This is a genomic window from Massilia sp. ZL223 (assembly GCF_018119395.1).
GTDB lineage: Bacteria > Pseudomonadota > Gammaproteobacteria > Burkholderiales > Burkholderiaceae_D > Telluria.
The window spans coordinates 1-18,565 of record NZ_JAGPWD010000020.1; the positions used below are offsets into that span (position 1 = coordinate 1).

Genomic DNA, 18,565 nt, shown 5'->3' on the forward strand with positions numbered 1-18,565 from the left:
TAAAAAAACCGCCAGGCTCACGCACTGGCGGTTTTTGCTGGCTTGAAGCCGCGATCGCTTACTGCGCCGCGCCTTCCACCGGATCGGCTGCCTTCATCGACAGCTTCAGGCGGCCGCGCTCGTCGGTCTCGAGGACCTTCACGCGCACTTGCTGGCCTTCCTTCAGGTAGTCGGCCACGGCGTTGACGCGCTCGTTGGCGATCTGCGAGATGTGCAGCAGGCCGTCCTTGCCCGGCATGACCTGAACGATCGCGCCGAAGTCGAGCAGCTTGAGCACGGTGCCGTCGTAGGTCTTGCCCACTTCGACCGATGCGGTCAGCTCTTCGATGCGGCGCTTGGCTTCCTGGCCGGCGGCGGCGTCGACCGACGCGATGGTCACGATGCCTTCGTCGGTGATGTCGATCTGGGTGCCGGTTTCTTCGGTCAGCGCGCGGATGACGGCGCCGCCCTTGCCGATCACGTCACGGATCTTTTCCGGGTTGATGCGGATGGTGATCAGGCGCGGTGCGAAGTCCGACAGCTCGGTCTTCACGGTCGGCATGGCCTTCTGCATCTCGGCCAGGATGTGCTGGCGGGCTTCCTTGGCCTGGGCCAGCGCCACCTGCATGATTTCCTTGGTGATGCCCTGGATCTTGATGTCCATCTGCAGCGCGGTGATGCCTGCCGGGGTACCTGCGACCTTGAAGTCCATGTCGCCCAGGTGGTCTTCGTCACCCAGGATGTCGGTCAGGACGGCGAACTTGCCGCCTTCCTTGATCAGGCCCATGGCGATGCCGGCGACGTGCGCCTTCATCGGCACGCCGGCGTCCATCAGCGCCAGGCAGCCGCCGCACACCGACGCCATCGACGAGGAGCCGTTCGACTCGGTGATTTCCGAGACCAGGCGCACCGAGTAGCTGAACTCGTCAGCCGACGGCAGCGCGGCGACCAGCGCGCGCTTGGCCAGGCGGCCGTGGCCGACTTCGCGGCGCTTCGGGGTACCCACGCGGCCGGTTTCGCCGGTGGCGAACGGAGGCATGTTGTAGTGCAGCATGAAGTCGTCGGTGTACTCGCCCATCAGCGCGTCGATCTTCTGGCTGTCGCGCGCGGTGCCGAGGGTGGCGACGACCAGCGCCTGGGTTTCACCGCGGGTAAACAGGGCCGAACCGTGGGTACGCGGCAGGACGCTGGTGCGGATCGCGATCGGACGCACGGTGCGGGTGTCGCGGCCGTCGATACGCGGTTCGCCTTCCAGGATCTGCGAACGCACGACCTTGGCTTCCATGTCGAACAGGATGTTGCCGACTTCGGCCGCATCGGCTTCCACGCCCTGCGCGGCCAGTTCGGCCATCACTTCGGCGGACAGCGACTTCAGCTTCTGCTGGCGCGCCGATTTTTCGCGGGTCTGGTATGCGTCGCGCACTTTCGCGCCGGCCAGCTCGCCCACGCGGGCGATCAGTGCTTCGTTCTTCGGCGCCGGCGCCCATTCGACTTCCGGCTTGCCGCCATCGGCGACCAGGTCGTGGATCGCATCGATCACGGCCTTCATCTGGTCGTGGCCGAAGACGACCGCGCCGAGCATGATTTCTTCCGACAGCTGCTGGGCTTCCGATTCCACCATCAGGACGGCGGTTTCGGTACCGGCCACGACCAGGTCCATCTGCGAGGTCTTGAGCTGGGTGGTGGTCGGGTTCAGGATGTACTGGCCGTTCGCGTAGCCGACGCGCGCCGCGCCGATCGGGCCGTTGAACGGGATGCCGGCGATGCACAGGGCGGCCGAAGCGCCGATCATCGACGGGATGTCCGGGTCGATCTCGGGATTGACCGACAGGACGTGGATGATGACCTGGACTTCGTTCAGGTAGCCTTCCGGGAACAGCGGGCGGATCGGACGGTCGATCAGGCGCGAGGTCAGGGTCTCTTTTTCGGAAGGACGGCCTTCGCGCTTGAAGAAGCCGCCCGGGATCTTACCGGCTGCGTACGTTTTTTCCATGTAGTCGACGGTCAGCGGGAAGAAGTCCTGGCCCGGCTTGGCGTCTTTCTTGGCGACTACGGTTGCCAGCACGACGGTATCTTCGACCGACACGACGACGGCGCCGGATGCCTGGCGCGCGATCTCACCCGTCTCCATGGTGACCGTGTGTTGACCGTACTGGAAGGTTTTCGTAACTTTATTAAACATGGGTAATCCCTTTCTATTTGCCGACAGATTTTCAGGGGCTGTCGTTCACCTCACCACGGGCCGCCTCAGCGGCCTTTACAACAACTTCAACAAGAAGACGGTAAAAACAAAAAATGCCCGCGACAGTGTTACTGGCGCAGGCATTTCGTGACTAAACCGTCTGGCGCAACGATTACTTACGCAGGCCGAGCTTGGCGATCAGATCGCGGTAACGGTTAGCGTCCTTACGCTTCAGATAAGCCAGCAGGCTCTTACGACGGTTAACCATCATGATCAGGCCACGGCGGGAGTGGTGATCCTTCTGGTGTGCCTTGAAGTGGCCGTTCAGCTCGTTGATACGTGCGGTCAGCAGTGCGACCTGGACTTCCGGCGAACCGGTGTCGTTCTGGCCACGTGCGTTGTCCGCGATGATCGCGGCTTTGTTGATGTTTTCTACGGTCATGATGTTACCTTTCACATGCGGTGCAAGAGTCGGAACCCAGCGCACCGTGATTATCAAAAAACCTGCCCAAAGCGGACAGACCCGCCAGTATAGGTGAAAACGCTTCACGGAGCCAGTGTTTGCATCCTCCGGATCGGGCATGATGGAGTTTTCGAGGCGTTTTGCGGGTGAAAATATGACAAACATAGTCAAAATTGCAATTTCCGCTGCCGCACTGGCGCTTGCGGGGTGCACGCTGCCCCAGGCGCCCCTGCCCGGCGAGCCGCTCGAGGCCGTGCGAGCCAAGCTGGGGGCGCCGACGGCGGTGTATCCCATGCCGGACGGGCAGATGCTGGAGTATGCAACCGGGCCCTTCGGGCAATACACCTACATGGCGCGCATCGGGCAGGATGGACGGTTGGTGAGCTGGGAGCAGGTGCTGACCGGGGAGAAGTTCGCGACCATCAAGATCGATCGCGCGACCAAGGAGGACGTGCTGCGCACGCTGGGCCGGCCGGCGGAGGTGTCGCGGGTGGCGCTGCGCAATTACGAAGTGTGGTCGTACCGGTACAAGGAGGCGGGGGTGTGGGATTCGCTCATGCATGTGCACTTCGACGAGCAGGGGGTGGTCAGGCAGATGATGAATGGGCCGGATCCGAGGTTTGAGAGGGATGGGAAGTTTGGGTTGTGATGGGGTTGGAGGCTGCGGTGCGAACTTGGGTCCCCGCCTGCGCGGGGATGACGTTGGTTTAGGTGTGTGAAAAGCGTCGGCGCGATTTCAATCACCGCCGTTGAAACCGTCATTCCCGCCATTGGCGGCAATGACTCCCCGCGCAGGCGGGGACCCAAGTTTACGCAGCGCAGAGGGAACTTAAACCCCCTGCGGATTCACCCTCTCGATCTTCGAATGCAGCTTGTTCAGCCCCGAGAGATACGCCTTGGCCGACGCCACGATGATGTCCGGATCCGCGCCCACCCCATTCACGATGCGCCCCGAGTGCGCCAGCCGGATGGTGACTTCCCCTTGGGAAGCCGGCCCATTGCTGATCGCATTGATCGAAAACAGCACCTGCTCCGCCCCGCTCCCCACCACGCTCTCGATGGCCTTGATGGTCGCATCCACCGGCCCGTCGCCCGAGCCCTCGGCCGCCACTTCTTTGCCGTCCATCGAGAACACGATCCGCGCATGCGGCAGCTCGCCCGTCTCGGAGCGCTGCGACAGCGACACGAAACGATAGAGCTCCCCGCCCTGCGCCCGGTCCTCGTCCGACACCAGCGCCATGATGTCCTCGTCGAAGATGTCGGCCTTACGGTCCGCCAGCTCCTTGAAGCGCGCGAAGGCCGCGTTGACCTCGGCCTCGGAGTCCAGCGCGATCCCCAGCTCCTGCAGCCGCGCCTTGAAGGCGTTGCGGCCCGACAGCTTGCCCAGCACGATCTTGTTGGCCGTCCAGCCCACGTCTTCGGCGCGCATGATCTCGTAGGTCTCGCGCGCTTTCAAAATCCCGTCCTGGTGGATGCCCGAGGCATGCGCAAAGGCGTTCGCGCCCACCACCGCCTTGTTCGGCTGGACCGCGAAGCCGGTGATCTGCGACACCATCTTCGAGGCCGGCACGATCTGGGTCGTGTCCACGCCGACCGCCAGGTGGTAGTAGTCGTGCCGCGTGCGCAGCGCCATCACCACTTCCTCGAGCGAGGTGTTCCCTGCCCGCTCGCCCAGCCCGTTGATCGTGCATTCGATCTGGCGCGCGCCACCGATCACTACGCCCGCCAGCGAGTTGGCCACCGCCAGCCCGAGGTCGTTGTGGCAGTGGACCGACCATACCGCCTTGCTTGAGTTCGGCACGCGCTCGCGCAGGCGGCGGATACGCTCGCCGAACTGCTCGGGCACGGCGTAGCCGACCGTGTCGGGGAAGTTGATGGTGGTGGCGCCCTCGGCGATCACGGCTTCCAGCACGCGGCACAGGAAGTCCTCTTCCGAACGGCTGCCGTCCTCGGGCGAGAATTCGATGTCGTCGGTGTGCTTGCGGGCGAAGCGGATGGCCAGCCTGGCCTGCTCCAGCACCTGCTCGGGCTCCATGCGCAGCTTCATCTGCATGTGCAGGGGCGAGGTGGCGATGAAGGTGTGGATGCGCTTGCGCGCGGCGGGTTCGAGCGCCTCGGCGGCGCGGGCGATGTCGCGGTCGTTGGCGCGCGAGAGCGAGCAGATGGTCGATTCGCGCACCGCGGCGGAGATGGCCCGGATGGCCTCGAAGTCGCCGGGCGAGGCGGCCGCGAAGCCGGCCTCGATGACGTCGACCCGCAGCCGTTCGAGCTGGCGCGCGATGCGCACCTTCTCGTCCTTCGTCATCGAAGCCCCCGGCGACTGCTCGCCGTCGCGCAGGGTGGTGTCGAATATGATCAGGCGATTCGGATCAGGCATGGTGGGGCTCCAGTCAACGTGGGTGAATGTCGCGGCGCCCCGGCTGTCCTCAGCGCCGTACTTCCTCGTCGTGCTCGTCGTCGTCGGTCGGGATGATGCTGACCGGCTTGCCCTTGGCGCGGCGCATGACGAACACGACGTAGCCGGACAGGCCGTAAATCACGAAGATCGGCCACAGCACCTTGGGCGGATCGATGGCCAGCAGCGCCAGCGCCAGCGCGATCAGGAAGACCACGATGAAAGGCACCGACTTGCGGAAGTTCACATCCTTGAAGCTGTAGAACGGCACGTTCGACACCATGGTCAGGCCCGCGAACACGGCGATGGCCCAGCTCACCCAGTCCACCTGGCGCGAGCTGACGTTGATGTCGGGGTCGGTCATCATCATGATGAAGCCGACCACCAGCGCCGCGGCGGCCGGGCTGGGCAAGCCCTGGAAGAAGCGCTTGTCGACCACCTGGATGTTGGTGTTGAAGCGCGCCAGGCGCAGCGCGGCGCCGGCGCAGTAGATGAAGGCGGCGATCCAGCCCAGCTTGCCCAGGCCGCGCAGCGACCATTCGTAAATCACGAGCGCGGGCGCGGCGCCGAAGGACACCATGTCGGACAGCGAATCGTACTGGGCGCCGAACTCGGACTGGGTATTGGTCAGGCGCGCGATGCGGCCGTCCAGCGCATCCAGGATCATGGCGATGAACACCGCCCAGCAGGCGTGCTCGAAGCGCTGGTTCATGGCCATGACGATGGCGTAGAAACCGCAGAACAGCGCGCCGGTGGTGAAGGCATTGGGCAGCAGGTAGATGCCGCGGCCCCGCTCGCCGGGCTGGCGGTCTTCGGCGCGGCGGCCGAAACGCTTCAGGCGGGAAAAACGCGGTGCTTTCGGCACGGCTCCTGGTGTTCTTCTTCTTGGAAAGGTTGGCATAAGGAATTTTTGTTCAAGTGGTTCGCCAAACGGCAGTTCTCCGCATTATAGAGGCGGAGAACCATACTTAGCGAACCGTTACGCTTGGCAAAAGCGTTACTTGAACTTTACCTTGCCTACCAGGCGCATCTGCAGGGTGGTTTCGCCCGGCTCGAAGCTCGGTTCCGGCATCGCATCGGCCATCTCGCGCTTGGCGCTCATGCGCGCCATCATCGGCGCAGCCGCCATGTCGCCCTGCCCGCCGGCGTAGTTGCCCGAGCCTTCGAAGTCGACGGTTTCCAGCACGGCGTCGGCGGGCTTGCGGCCCATGGCGTTGGCGATCGACACGATGCGCTCGTTCAGGTTTTTATAGGTGGCGGCGATACGCTGGTCGTCCAGGCGCTTCTCGGTGGCCGGCGCCAGGCCGAACTGGACGCCGTTGATGGCCAGCACTTTTTGCGCGCTGGCGGCAGTCCTGGGTAGGCTCTCCAGGCTGGTCGTCTTCATTTCCAGGTACTGGCCCACGCGCCAGGCGACCGGGACCGGCGGCTTGGCGGCGGCATCGACCGGGCGCGGCGGCTGCACGTTTTCCGGATAGATCGGGTAGGTGAAGTAGCCCATGGTCTTGAACTCAGCGCGCGGATCGGCCTTGCGCAGGATCTCGGTGCCCTCCTTCATCTTGCGGTTCACGCGCTCGGCGGCCTTGGCCTTGTCCTTGTCGTGCTCCTCGACGCTGAAGGTAACGATGGCCTGGTCGTTGGCATGCCTGACTTCGCCGAAGGCGGGCACGATCACCATGGCGCCGGCCGTCGACACCGCGGCGGCCGATGGCGCCGGGGCCTGGGCATAGGCCTGGGTGGCGAACAGCAAGGCGATCAACAGGGTTGGTTTGGCGAGGGACATGGCTTTTTCTCCTGAAACTGGGACAGCAACGTGCTGTCATCGCCGCCACGATACCGCTTTTCGCAGGCGTACATAGTTTCTGTAATGGAAAGTTGCAATTAATTGCATATGGTGACGATTCAGGTAAGCTGGACTTCCCGCACTGCCGACGAATTCGACATGACTGTGACCGTAAGCTTCATCGACGCCACGCCTGAGTACCGCGATGCGATGGCCGCCCTGTTCCGCGAGGTGTGCCGTGCCGGCGATACCCTGCCCTTCACCGAAGACACACCGGACGCGGTGTTCGACGCCATGTGGCTGTCGCCGGGCGTGCAGACCCTGCTTGCGCTGCGCGACGGCGAGCTGGTCGGCATGTACAAGCTGAACCCGAATCTATCCGGGCGTGCCTCGCATGTCGGCAGCGCCACCTACCTGGTGCGCGCCGATATGCAGGGACAAGGCATCGGCAACGCTATGCTGCGCGATTCGCTGGCCCGTGCGAGCGCCGCGGGTTTCCGTTCCATGCAGTTCAATTTCGTGGTGTCGACCAACCGTCCCGCCGTTGCGCTCTATGAAAAGCACGGCTTCCGCATCGTGGGCACCTTGCCGGAAGCCTTCCTGCACAGCCGGCTCGGCTATGTGGATGCGTACGTGATGTCGCGCGCGATCCAGGCGCCCCAGCCCTGAACGAAGGAGTTCACCGCCTGCCTGCGCTTGGTTGTGCAAAACCCGGCAAGGACCGGAAATAGTCGACCGCAAACTCGATGAACAGCCTGGCCCGCAAGGGCTGGTACTGGCGCGAGGGATACAGCAGGTGCAGTTCCTGGGGCCGGGCCGACCACTCCGCCAACACGCGCACCAGTTCGCCGCTATCCAGCAGGTCGCGCACCAGCCACTCCGGGCACAGGCCAATGCCGCTCCCGAGCACCAGAGCTTCGCGGATGGCCAGTGCATTGTTCACCCGGTAGCGGCTGGAGGTCGGCACGCGCGCCTCCTCCCCGTCGCGGAGCAGGTCGAGCGCCGCACCCGGTGTCCAGGCGAAGCGCACGAAGTCATGCTCTTCCAGGTCGCCGGGCACCGCCGGCGCGCCACGCCGCGCCAGATAGGCAGGAGAAGCCACCAGCATGCGCGGCGTGCTGGCGAGGTGGCGGCCGATGGCGTCAGGCGGCAGCGTGCCGCCGAGCCGGAAGGCGATGTCGACGCCCTCTTCCACCAGGTCGGCGAAGCGGTCGTTCAGGATCAGTTCGATGTCGATGCGCGGATGCGCCGCCAGGAACTGCTGGACCATCGCATTGATCCGGTACTGGCCGAGCCCCACGGGGGCATTGATGCGCAATAGCCCGGACGCCTGCCCGCCCATTCCCTGGACCTCGCCCACCGCCGCATCGAACTGCTCGACCAGCAACTTGGCGTCGCGGTAGAAGCGCTGGCCCTGCTCGGTCGGCGCCAGGCCGCGCGTGCTGCGTTCGAACAGGCGCACGGCCAGTTGCTGCTCCAGTTGCGCCAGCTGTTTGCTGACGGTGGGCTGGGTCGTGCCGAACTCGCGCGCCGCCGCCGACAGGCTGCCCAGCTCGACGGTCCGCACGAAAGTCCGCATCGCCCGAAGTGTGTCCATCGCTACCTCATTCTAATTTGGAATAAGTACTCTTCAATTCTACCGCCTTCATTGAAGGATTCGAATGAACTATCGTGGAATCACTTCATTCAGAGGAGAACACGATGGCAGCACATCCTGGATCGATCGCGGCCCTGGGCCTGGCGTTAAGCCTTGGCGGCAATGCGCTGGCGGCGGACAGCCGTCCCTGGCTCAGCTCATGGTATGCGGCCCCTCAGCCAGCCTGGGACAGCAGTTTCGTGCTGCCCATGAACGTGCCCGCGCAGCTCGAGCAACAGACGGTGCGCGAAACCGTTCGCATCAGCGCCGGCGGCAACCGGATCAGGCTGGTCTTTTCCAACCGCTACGGGCACGAGGCTTTGCGGCTCGGCAGCGTCCGGGTAGCGCCCGAAGGCGACGCGGGCCGGGCACACGCGCTCACCTTCTCCGGCAAGAGCGAGGCCATGATCCCTGCGGGCGCCGCGCTGACCAGCGACCCGGTCGCGCTCAAGGTCCTTCCCCTGGAGCGCCTGGCGGTGACGAGCCATCTGCCCTCGCCCACCCGCGTCACGGGTTTTCATTGGGGCGGCCAGCAGACCTTCGAGCTCGCGCCCGGGACGGCGGGTTCGGCGGGCATCCGCGCCGGCGGCAGGTTGTTCCTGAGCGCCGTGCTGGTCGAGGCGGCGCCGGGCGGCCGCACGGTCGTCGCGCTCGGGGATTCGATCACGGACGGGAACGGATCGACCCCGGACATGGATCGCCGCTGGCCCGACTTCCTGGCGCAGCGCCTGGCGCCGCACGGCATCGCGGTCGCCAACGCCGGCATCTCGGGCGGGCGCCTGCTGAAGGACGGCATGGGACAAAGCGCGCTGGCGCGCTTCGAACAGGACGTCCTGAGCCAGCCCGGCGTCTCGGATGTCATCGTCCTGCTCGGGATTAACGACATCGGCTGGCCGGGCAGTCCGTTCGCGCCGAAGGAAGGCCCGGTCACCCTGGACCAGCTCACCGCCGGCTTCCGCCAGCTGGTCGCGGCGGCCCACGCCCGGGGAGTGCGCATCGCGGCCGGCACCCTGCCCCCTTTCGAAGGCGCGCTCGAGGGCACGCCCTTCGCGGGACACTACAGCGCGCAGAAGGAAGAGATGCGCCAGCAGTTGAACTACTGGATACGCACGGCCGGCGCGTTCGACATGGTCATCGACTTCGACGCGGTCTTGCGCGATCCGCGGAGGCCGCAGCGCATGCGGGCGGAATTCGATTCGGGCGACCACCTGCATCCGGGCGACGCCGGCTACCGCGCCATGGCGCAAGCCATCGACCTCGCCCCCATCCTGAAGGAGGCGGCACGATGAACACGACTCTATTCGATACCTTCAGCCTCGGCGCGATGACGCTGCCGAACCGGATCGTCATGCCGCCCATGACGCGCGCACGGGCGGCGCACGGCGGCGTGCCGACGCCGCTCATGGCCGAGTATTACCGCCAGCGCGCTTCGGCGGGCCTGATCATCACCGAAGGCACGCAAATCAGCCCGCAGGGACAAGGTTACGCCTGGACGCCGGGCATCCACACGCCCGAGCAGGTGCGCGGCTGGCGGGAGGTGACGGCAGCCGTGCACGAGGCGGGCGGCCGCATCTTCGCGCAGTTGTGGCATGTGGGCCGCTTGTCGCATGCCTCGCTGCAGCCGGACGGCGCGTCCCCAGTCGCGCCTTCGGCACTGGTGGCCGACGGCGTACACGTCTTCATCGATCCCGACGGGTTGGGAGCGGCCGCGGCGCAAGGCCGGAAAGTACAGCACTCGATGCCGCGCGCGCTGGAAACGCAGGAGGTAGCCGATATCGTGAGCCAGTTCGCGCAGGCGGCGAAGAACGCGCTGTCGGCGGGCTTCGACGGCGTCGAACTGCATGCCGCGAATGGCTACCTGATCAACCAGTTCATCGACTCCGGCGCCAACCACCGGTGCGACCGTTATGGCGGCTCGCTCTCCAACCGCTTGCGCTTCCTGTGCGAGGTGGCGCAGGCGGTCGCCGCCGTGGCCGGGCCGGAGCGCGTCGGCGTGCGCTTTTCGCCCCTGACCAGCGCCCAGGGGACGGTCGACGTTACGCCTCAAGCAACTTACCTGGCGGCCGCGAGGCTGATGGACAGGATAGGCCTGGCCTACCTCCATATCGCGGAAGCCGACTGGGACGATGCTCCCGTGATGCCGGCCGCATTCAAGGAAGCCCTGCGCCTGGTGTATGGAGGCACGATGATCTATTCCGGGCACTACGACCTCGAGCGGGCCGGGGAAGCGATTGCGCGAGGCTGGGCCGACCTGGTCGGCTTTGGCCGGCCCTTCATCGCCAATCCCGACCTGCCGCAGCGCTTGCGCTCCGGCGCGCCGCTGCTGCCGGGCGACCCGGCCTGCTACTTTGGAGGCGATGCGCGCGGCTACGTCGACTATCCGCCGTTCGACAACAAGCCTTCCGGCTGTGCGCAGCAAGCCTTCGAAAACATGGCAACATGAGCAGCCTGGCCTGCTCTACACCGCTGCCGGATCGATCGACAAGGAGACATATGCAGGTTGAATGTATTCACTTCGACGAGGTGTTCGACGTCGCGGCCCAGCGGGGCGATTTCAGTTTCCGCAGCCAGGGCCGCGCGCAGTTTGGCGTCAACCTCCACAACCACGTGGTCCCGCGCCAGGGCGCGACTTACGCCATCGCCTTCGGCCGGCGAGGCGACTGGTCCACCGTGCTCGGCTGGCGCGACCTGGCCTCCCCGGCGGTCGGCCTGAAGCTGCCGGGCTGGTGGGCGATCTTGTCCAGCCTGGTCAACATCTTCTACGTGGCCCCGATCCTGATCGTCCTGGCCTTGCAGGTCGCCGGGACGACAGCTGCTCTGGCGGTCGCCGTGGCCGCCCTCTGCTTCATGCTGTACAGGGTGGTCTATCTGCTGCGCCGGAACCGCGCGGTGAAGCGCGCCCTGCGCAAGGCAGGGACAGCGCCATAGACCGGGCGCCGGGACCGGCCCGGTGTGCTCACGGGGCGGAGGCGCCTGCCGCCGCCCCGTGCGTCTTCAGGTAGCGCATCGCGTCGGCGTTCGCCGGATCGAGCTCCAGCACGCGGCGATAGGTCTTCACCGCCTCCTGGACCTGCCCGGTCTTGGCCTGCATCTCCGCCAGGCCGTCATGGATGAAGCCCATCTCCGGATGCAGATGGGTCCCGAGCCGGAAGACTTCCCGCGCCTGCTCCGGGCGGTCGATGCGCGCCAGCTGGGCTCCCCATCCGTAGATCTCGTTGGGACCCAGCTTGAAGGTGGCGCCGCGCCGCGTGAATTCCTCGTGGATGGAGACGGCCTTGTCGAAGCCTTCGGCGGCGAGGCGCTCGGCGAAATGCTCTAGGGTCGGCGGCGCGGATTCCTTCTTGCGGCGGATGTCGGCGGAGATCATGTGCCGCGGGGCCTTGTTCGCCGCCGGTTTGTTGTTGACGAAGGCGAGGCCTTCGGCATTCCCCTTCAGGTAGGCGTCGAGGAAGTGACGGACGTAGCGTCCCGCCCAGCTGTGCGCCAGTTCCACCTCCTCGCGCGTGTAGTCACCGAATCCGTCATCCTGGGACATCCGCACGCCGTAGGACGAGAAGTCCCCGTGCGTCATCGGCAGCAGCGACACGATGTACACGTCCGCGTACTTCATCTGGTTCATGAACGAATAGCGGAGGTCGAATTTTCTGCTGCTCAAGTCCTCGAGCGTCCGGGGACGCGCTCCCAGGTAGAGCAGCGGGACGGTGATGCGCTCCGGCGTCACATACTTGGCCGCATCCTTGCCGCCGTCGACGAACTGCGGATAGCCGCGCAGCGAGCCGTCCAGGCTGACCAGGGCCTTGATGCGCTCGTCCTTCGCCGCCGCGAGCACGTTGGCCAGGCCGCCCCAGCTGAAGCCGGCCACGGCCACCCTGCCCGTGTCGGCCTGGGGCAGCGTGGCCGCGTAGCCGATGAGGAAGGAGATGTCGGCAGCCTGCGTCTCCAGGCCTTCCAGGTCGAGCGTCATCGGGCGCGAATAGGCGCCGAGCGAGGCGCTGGACAGGACGATATAGCCCTGGCTCGCCAGGTATTCGCACAAGTCCACGTTCTCGATGGCGGACGCGGAAAAGCTCGGCGCATAGATCACGACGGGATACTTGCCGTCCTGCGCGCGCGCATCGCGCACGGCCCGCATCGGCGCCGCCACCTCGCGCAGCAAGGCCTCGCGGCGCGAACCCGCATTGCCCTCGATGCGCTCGTCGGTCAGGCGCCTGACCTGCTCGGCGCCGCGCGCGAACTCGTCCTCGGTCGCCATCGTCTCGAGATAATCGCGGTAGGCGAGCGGCTTGCCGCCCCGCGCCGCCGGATACCAGACGATGGTCTGCACCGGCCGCGCGCGCTCGCCGCGGGCCGGTTCGCCGGTGATCGCATCGATGCGCCGCTTGAAGAGCCGCGTCCGGTCGTATTGCTGGACGAATTTCACGCCGACCGCATGCGGGCCGGGCGGATTGGAAAAGCTGAAGTGGCCGGCGCCATGGGCGGCCGTGGCGACGAAGAAGATGGCGGCGAGCAGGAGGCGGGGCATCGTGGGCGTCGGGAAGTCCAAAGCCCACCAGTATAGGGAGCGCCTCGGCCCGCCATTCTCTTCAATTGTCACAGCTACCCAGAACGCATGGCCCCACGCGCAAAGAAAATGGGCGGCAACCAGACCGGTTGCCGCCCATTCAGCGTGAGAACGCGACGCTTAGTTCTTCGACTGGTCCACGAGCTTGTTCTTGGCGATCCAAGGCATCATCGCGCGCAGCTTGGCGCCGACCTCCTCGATCTGGTGCTCCGAGGTCAGGCGGCGGCGCGAGATCAGGGTCGGGGCGCCGGCCTTGTTCTCGAGGATGAAGCTCTTCGCGTATTCGCCGGTCTGGATGTCCTTCAGGCACTGCTTCATCGCTTCCTTGGTCTGCGCGGTCACGACGCGCGGGCCGGTGACGTACTCGCCGTATTCCGCGTTGTTCGAGATCGAGTAGTTCATGTTGGCGATGCCGCCTTCGTAGATCAGGTCGACGATCAGCTTCAGCTCGTGCAGGCACTCGAAGTAGGCCATCTCCGGCGCGTAGCCCGCTTCCACCAGGGTCTCGAAGCCGGCCTTGATCAGTTCCACGGTGCCGCCGCACAGCACGGCCTGCTCGCCGAACAGGTCGGTCTCGGTCTCTTCGCGGAAGTTGGTCTCGATGATGCCGGCGCGGCCGCCGCCGTTGGCCATGGCGTAGGACAGCGCGATGTCGCGGGCCGAACCCGACTTGTCCTGGTAGACGGCGACCAGGTGCGGCACGCCGCCACCCTGGCGGTAGGTGCCGCGAACGGTGTGGCCCGGGGCCTTCGGCGCAACCATGATCACGTCGAGGTCGGCGCGCGGCACCACCTGTCCATAATGCACGTTGAAGCCGTGGGCGAAGGCCAGCACGGCGCCCTGCTTGGCGTTCGGCTCGATGTTTTCCTTGTAGACCTGAGCGATGTTCTCGTCCGGCAGCAGGACCATGATGACGTCGGCGCTCTTGACCGCTTCATCAACCTCGGCGACCTTCAGGCCGGCCTGCTCGACCTTGTTCCAGGAAGCGCCGCCGCGGCGCAGCCCCACGGTGACATTGACGCCCGATTCGCTCAGGTTCTGTGCGTGCGCATGACCTTGCGAGCCGTAGCCGATGATGGCGACATTCTTGCCTTTGATGAGGGAGAGGTCGCAGTCTTTGTCGTAGAAAACTTTCATGTTCGTTCCTAATTTTTAAGTGGGGCTGTTTATACTTTGAGGATGCGCTCGCCGCGGCCGATGCCGGAGCCGCCGGTACGGACGGTCTCGAGGATGGATGCGCGGTCGATGGCGTCGATGAAGGCGTCGAGCTTGCTCTTGGCGCCGGTCAGTTCGATCGTGTACGTCTTTTCGGTGACGTCGATGATGCGGCCGCGGAAGATGTCCGCCGTGCGCTTCATCTCTTCACGTTCCTTGCCGACGGCGCGCACCTTGATCAGCATGAGCTCGCGCTCGATGTGCTGGCCTTCGGTCAGGTCGACCACCTTCACCACCTCGATCAGGCGGTTCAGGTGCTTGGTGATCTGCTCGATGATGTCGTCCGAGCCCGAGGTGACGATCGTCATGCGGGACAGGGTCGCATCTTCGGTCGGCGCCACGGTCAGGGTTTCGATGTTGTAGCCGCGTGCGGAAAACAGCCCGACCACGCGCGACAGGGCGCCGGCTTCGTTCTCGAGGAGGACGGAAATGATGTGTCGCATTACAGGTCCTCCGAGCCGAGCAGCATTTCATTCAGGCCTTTGCCCGCCTTGACCATCGGCCAGACGTTCTCGCTCTGGTCGGTGATGAAGTTCATGAACACCAGGCGGTCCTTCATGGCGAAGGCTTCGCGCAGCGAGCCCTCGACGTCGCCCGGCTTCTCGATGCGCATGCCGACGTGGCCATAGGCCTCGGCCAGCTTCTCGAAGTCCGGCAGCGAATCCATGTAGGACTCGGAATAGCGCGAGCCGTAGTCGATCTGCTGCCACTGGCGCACCATGCCCAGGAAGCGGTTGTTCAGGAGGATGATCTTCGGCGTCAGGTGGTACTGCTTGCAGGTCGCCAGCTCCTGGATGCACATCTGGATCGAGCCCTCGCCCGTCACGCAAGCGACGGTGGCGCCCGGGTTGGCCATCTGCACGCCCATGGCGTACGGCAGGCCCACGCCCATGGTGCCCAGGCCGCCCGAGTTGATCCAGCGGCGCGGCTTGTCGAAGCCGTAGTACTGCGCGGCCCACATCTGGTGCTGGCCCACGTCCGAGGTGATGAAGGCGTCGCCGTCGGTCACCTTGTACAGCTGCTCGATGACGGACTGCGGCTTGATCAGCTCATCCGACTTGGCATAGCCCAGGCAGTCGCGGCCGCGCCATTCAGCGATCTGCTTCCACCATGCCTGCAACGGGATGGTGTTGGTGGACGTCGTGCTGGCGTCGAGCTGCGAGAGCAGTTCGACCAGCACGTCCTTGACGTTGCCGACGATGGGGATGTCGACCTTGACGCGCTTCGAGATCGACGAAGGGTCGATGTCGATGTGGATGATCTTGCGCGGGTTGGTCGCGAAGTGCTTGGGATTGCCGATCACGCGGTCGTCGAAGCGGGCACCGATGGCGATCAGGACGTCGCAGTTCTGCATCGCCATGTTCGCTTCGTAGGTGCCGTGCATGCCGGGCATGCCGACGAAGTGCGGGCTGGTGGAGCGCGAGGCGCCCAGGCCCATCAGCGTGTTGGTGACCGGGAAGCCGAGCTTGTCGACCAGGCGGTTCAGTTCGTTCGACGCGTTCGCCAGGATCACGCCGCCGCCGGCGTAGATCATCGGGCGCTCTGCGCCCTGCAGCAATTGCACGGCCTTGCGGATCTGGCCCGCGTGGCCCTTGTCGACCGGGCGGTACGAACGCATCTCGATCTCGCGAGGATACTCGTACACGCACTTGTGCATGCTGATGTCCTTCGGGATGTCGACCAGCACGGGGCCGGGGCGGCCGGTGCGGGCGATGTAGAAGGCTTTCTTGATGGTCGAGGCCAGCTCGCGCACATCCTTGACCAGGAAGTTGTGCTTGACCACCGGGCGGGTGATGCCGACGGTGTCGCATTCCTGGAAGGCGTCCTGGCCGATCGCGTGGCTCGGCACCTGGCCGGAGATCACGACCATCGGGATCGAATCCATGTAAGCGGTGGACAGGCCGGTGACGGCATTGGTGACACCAGGACCCGAGGTCACGAGGGCGACGCCCACGGTGTTCGAGCTGCGCGAATAGGCGTCAGCGGCATGGACCGCGGCCTGTTCGTGGCGAACCAGTACGTGCTGGAATTTGTCCTGCTTGAAGATGGCGTCGTAGATGTAGAGGACTGCCCCGCCGGGATAACCGAAGACGTGCTTGACGCCCTCTTCCGCGAGACAACGCACCACTATCTCAGCGCCCGTGATGGGGACGGCTGAATCGTTACTCATGTTCATTCCTTTCAAGACCCAGAGGGAGATTGATCGGATGCCCGTTCCTAACGAAACGCGTCTCGCGCGACAGTGCTCATGCTTCCCTTCTTTCTGCGTGCACGTCGATGTTTCAGGCCACCGTAGGGTCCTTACGCACCGGCGCTGGGCGCAACTCGTTCAGCTTGAGTGTCTGTAGCGGTCGATCGCATCTCTCGCGCTTGTGGCGCGGGTTGGAGCAAACTGCCTACAAATGAAAGCGCGTCAATGATCCGGACAAGGCCTTTTGTGCCGATTCCGGTTGACTTGATGCTTCGGGGGTGCAAAGCGTATTAAGCACATTACCGCGCTGCACCATTTTGGTCAAGGAGATAATTTGAAAATCTGCTCTGCCAAACCACTACGACCTATAAGTTAGCCGATGAGCCGTCGCCCCGGCGAAGGCCGGGGCCCAAGTTCAGCGTCACGATAGCTCAACAAACTTAGGCGGAACGACGTGCAGGAGCTAGCGCTGCATGCCCCAGCGGCGGATGGTCAGACGCTCGAGCGTCTGGAAGATGGCGGCCTCGACTGCGAGGCCAATGAGGATGACGGCAGCCAGCCCGGCGAAGACCTTGTCTGTAAACAGTTCGTTGCGGCTCTGGAAGATATACCAGCCCAGCCCGCCCTGCCCCGAGGTGCTGCCAAAAACCAACTCGGCAGCAATCAGGGTGCGCCACGCGAAGGCCCAGCCGATCTTCAAGCCCGACAAAATGGACGGCAGCGCCGCGGGGATCAGGATCTGCAGCACCATGCGCAGCCCACCCAGACCATAGTTACGCCCAGCCATGCGCAAGGTCTCCGGCACCGAGCGGAAGCCCGCGCTCGCATTCAGGGTCAACGGCCACAGCACCGAGTGCACCAGCACCATCAGCAGACTGCCCTTGCCCAGTCCAAACCACAGCAGGGCCAGCGGCAGCAGCGCGATGGCCGGCAGCGGGTTGAACATCGAGGTCAGGGTATCGATCAGTTCGCGGCCCCAGCGGTAGGAGACCGCCAGCCAGGTCAGCAGGAAAGAGCCGAGCACGCCCAGCAGGAAGCCCTGGAGCAGCACCGCCAGCGACACCTTCACGTAGCCGAACAGCTCGCCCGACATCAGGCCCTCGAGGAAGGCCCTGCCCGTCTGCAGGGCGCCCGGCAGCAGCAGGTCGTTGCCGAACCAGCGCGCCAGCCCTTCCCACAGCAGGGCCAGCGCCAGCAGGATGCCCAGCTTGCGCAGCCAGCCCAGGTCGGGCAGCGCAAAAGAGGCCGCCCGGGCCACGGGACCCGGGGCGGCCAAACCAGGAGACACCCCAAGGGGTTCGAGGATATATTCCGGACGCACCGGAGGCTCACGGAAACTGCTCATCATTGCACTGCGGTAGAGGGGTGAGAAATCGGTTCCGCGGCCTGGCCGAACAGCAAGCCATGGATGCGTTGGGCCGCCGCCTGGAATTCCTGGCTGCCGGCGCTCGACAGGCTGAACTGGTGGCTATTGAGCTCGGCGCGCACGCGCCCCGGATGGGGCGAGAGCAGCAGGATGCGGTTGCCCACCACCAGCGCTTCCTCGATCGAGTGCGTGACGAACAGCATCGTGAAGCCGATCTCTTCCCACAGCGCCTGCAGTTCTTCCTGCATGGTGCGGCGGGTCAGCGCATCGAGCGCGGCGAAAGGCTCGTCCATCAGCAGCACGGCCGGCTGCATCGCCAGCGCGCGGGCGATCGCCACCCTCGCCTTCATCCCGCCCGACAAGGTATGCGGATAGGCGTCGGCGAAGCGCGCCAGCCCCACCTTGCCCAGCCAGTGACCGGCGCGCTGGTCGGCCTCGCTGCGCCTGACGCCGCCAGCCAGCATCGGAAACATCACGTTGTCGCGCACGGTCTTCCAAGGCGGCAGCTGGTCGAACTCCTGGAACACGACGATGCGGTCCGGCCCCGGCCCGGTGACCGGCTGGCCGGCCAGGCTCAGGCTGCCCGCTTGCGGCCGGATGAAGCCGCCGGCAGCCTTGAGCAGGGTCGACTTGCCGCAGCCCGAAGGCCCCAGCAGCACGAAGCGGTCGCCGCGCCAGACCTCGAAACTCACGTCTTCGGTGGCGCGCACCGTACCATGCTCGCCCTGGTATTCCAGGGTGACATGGTCGGCACGCAGCAGCGGCTCGGACGGCACCAGGTTCAAGGGCGTCAT

General features: G+C 65.2%; 17 protein-coding genes. 5 read left to right on the forward strand and 12 right to left on the reverse strand.

The genetic code is table 11. From position 1 onward, the window contains the following. Positions 1 to 58: 58 nt before the first annotated feature. Together pnp and rpsO are read right to left on the reverse strand one after the other, a co-directional pair. Positions 59 to 2,161, reverse strand: a complete 2,103-nt coding sequence (pnp, locus tag KBW95_RS13460; protein ID WP_211527178.1) for a polyribonucleotide nucleotidyltransferase — start codon at positions 2,159 to 2,161, stop codon at positions 59 to 61. A 172-nt stretch (positions 2,162 to 2,333) separates the two neighbouring features. Beyond that, on the reverse strand, positions 2,334 to 2,603 hold the full coding sequence (gene rpsO, locus KBW95_RS13465; protein ID WP_027867691.1) for a 30S ribosomal protein S15: 270 nt from the start codon (positions 2,601 to 2,603) through the stop codon (positions 2,334 to 2,336). Between the two features lie 139 nt (positions 2,604 to 2,742). On the opposite strand from rpsO, the gene KBW95_RS13470 reads away from it, so the two are divergent. Beyond that, entirely contained in the window at positions 2,743 to 3,273 is a 531-nt protein-coding gene (locus KBW95_RS13470; RefSeq protein ID WP_229429739.1) for an outer membrane protein assembly factor BamE, read from the forward strand. Between the two features lie 180 nt (positions 3,274 to 3,453). Here KBW95_RS13470 and KBW95_RS13475 read toward each other — a convergent pair whose 3' ends face one another. The 3 genes from KBW95_RS13475 to KBW95_RS13485 form a co-directional block, all read right to left on the reverse strand. Beyond that, complete coding sequence (locus KBW95_RS13475) at positions 3,454 to 5,001, reverse strand: 2-isopropylmalate synthase (RefSeq protein ID WP_211526887.1); 1,548 nt, start codon at positions 4,999 to 5,001, stop codon at positions 3,454 to 3,456. Positions 5,002 to 5,050: 49 nt separating this feature from the next. Then, a complete protein-coding gene (gene pssA / locus KBW95_RS13480; protein WP_211526888.1) occupies positions 5,051 to 5,920 on the reverse strand; it encodes a CDP-diacylglycerol--serine O-phosphatidyltransferase in 870 nt (289 codons plus the stop codon). Between the two features lie 96 nt (positions 5,921 to 6,016). Further along, positions 6,017 to 6,802: an SIMPL domain-containing protein gene (locus KBW95_RS13485; RefSeq protein ID WP_211526889.1), complete on the reverse strand. Its 786-nt coding sequence runs from the start codon at positions 6,800 to 6,802 to the stop codon at positions 6,017 to 6,019. A 159-nt stretch (positions 6,803 to 6,961) separates the two neighbouring features. Here KBW95_RS13485 and KBW95_RS13490 point away from each other — a divergent pair, with 159 nt between their 5' ends. Next, complete coding sequence (locus tag KBW95_RS13490; protein WP_211526890.1) at positions 6,962 to 7,471, forward strand: GNAT family N-acetyltransferase; 510 nt, start codon at positions 6,962 to 6,964, stop codon at positions 7,469 to 7,471. A 10-nt stretch (positions 7,472 to 7,481) separates the two neighbouring features. Here KBW95_RS13490 and KBW95_RS13495 read toward each other — a convergent pair whose 3' ends face one another. Beyond that, the gene (locus KBW95_RS13495; RefSeq protein WP_211526891.1) at positions 7,482 to 8,399 is read right to left on the reverse strand and encodes a LysR family transcriptional regulator; all 918 of its coding nucleotides are present in this window, start codon (positions 8,397 to 8,399) and stop codon (positions 7,482 to 7,484) included. Between the two features lie 104 nt (positions 8,400 to 8,503). Here KBW95_RS13495 and KBW95_RS13500 point away from each other — a divergent pair, with 104 nt between their 5' ends. The 3 genes from KBW95_RS13500 to KBW95_RS13510 are packed head-to-tail and all read left to right on the forward strand — an operon-like array spanning position 8,504 to position 11,366. Then, a complete protein-coding gene (locus KBW95_RS13500) occupies positions 8,504 to 9,727 on the forward strand; it encodes an SGNH/GDSL hydrolase family protein (protein WP_211528494.1) in 1,224 nt (407 codons plus the stop codon). Continuing rightward, a complete protein-coding gene (locus tag KBW95_RS13505; RefSeq protein WP_211528495.1) occupies positions 9,724 to 10,881 on the forward strand; it encodes an alkene reductase in 1,158 nt (385 codons plus the stop codon). Before KBW95_RS13500 ends, KBW95_RS13505 begins: the two co-directional genes overlap by 4 nt. Positions 10,882 to 10,931: 50 nt before the next feature. Continuing rightward, a complete protein-coding gene (locus KBW95_RS13510) occupies positions 10,932 to 11,366 on the forward strand; it encodes a hypothetical protein (protein ID WP_211526894.1) in 435 nt (144 codons plus the stop codon). Between the two features lie 28 nt (positions 11,367 to 11,394). Here the strand turns inward: KBW95_RS13510 and KBW95_RS13515 are convergent, their stop codons facing one another. The 6 genes from KBW95_RS13515 to KBW95_RS13540 form a co-directional block, all read right to left on the reverse strand. Next, positions 11,395 to 12,960: a CocE/NonD family hydrolase gene (locus tag KBW95_RS13515; RefSeq protein WP_211526895.1), complete on the reverse strand. Its 1,566-nt coding sequence runs from the start codon at positions 12,958 to 12,960 to the stop codon at positions 11,395 to 11,397. 159 nt (positions 12,961 to 13,119) lie between these two features. Next, the gene (ilvC, locus tag KBW95_RS13520) at positions 13,120 to 14,136 is read right to left on the reverse strand and encodes a ketol-acid reductoisomerase (protein WP_211526896.1); all 1,017 of its coding nucleotides are present in this window, start codon (positions 14,134 to 14,136) and stop codon (positions 13,120 to 13,122) included. A gap of 29 nt (positions 14,137 to 14,165) precedes the next feature. Beyond that, entirely contained in the window at positions 14,166 to 14,657 is a 492-nt protein-coding gene (gene ilvN, locus KBW95_RS13525) for an acetolactate synthase small subunit (RefSeq protein WP_027867685.1), read from the reverse strand. Then, positions 14,657 to 16,384 carry an acetolactate synthase 3 catalytic subunit gene (locus tag KBW95_RS13530; RefSeq protein WP_211526897.1) on the reverse strand — a complete coding sequence of 576 codons (1,728 nt, stop codon included), beginning with the start codon at positions 16,382 to 16,384 and terminating at the stop codon, positions 14,657 to 14,659. Before KBW95_RS13530 ends, ilvN begins: the two co-directional genes overlap by 1 nt. Before the next feature lie 484 nt (positions 16,385 to 16,868). Then, a complete protein-coding gene (locus KBW95_RS13535; protein WP_211528496.1) occupies positions 16,869 to 17,750 on the reverse strand; it encodes an ABC transporter permease in 882 nt (293 codons plus the stop codon). Beyond that, entirely contained in the window at positions 17,750 to 18,565 is an 816-nt protein-coding gene (locus tag KBW95_RS13540) for an ABC transporter ATP-binding protein (RefSeq protein ID WP_211528497.1), read from the reverse strand. Before KBW95_RS13540 ends, KBW95_RS13535 begins: the two co-directional genes overlap by 1 nt.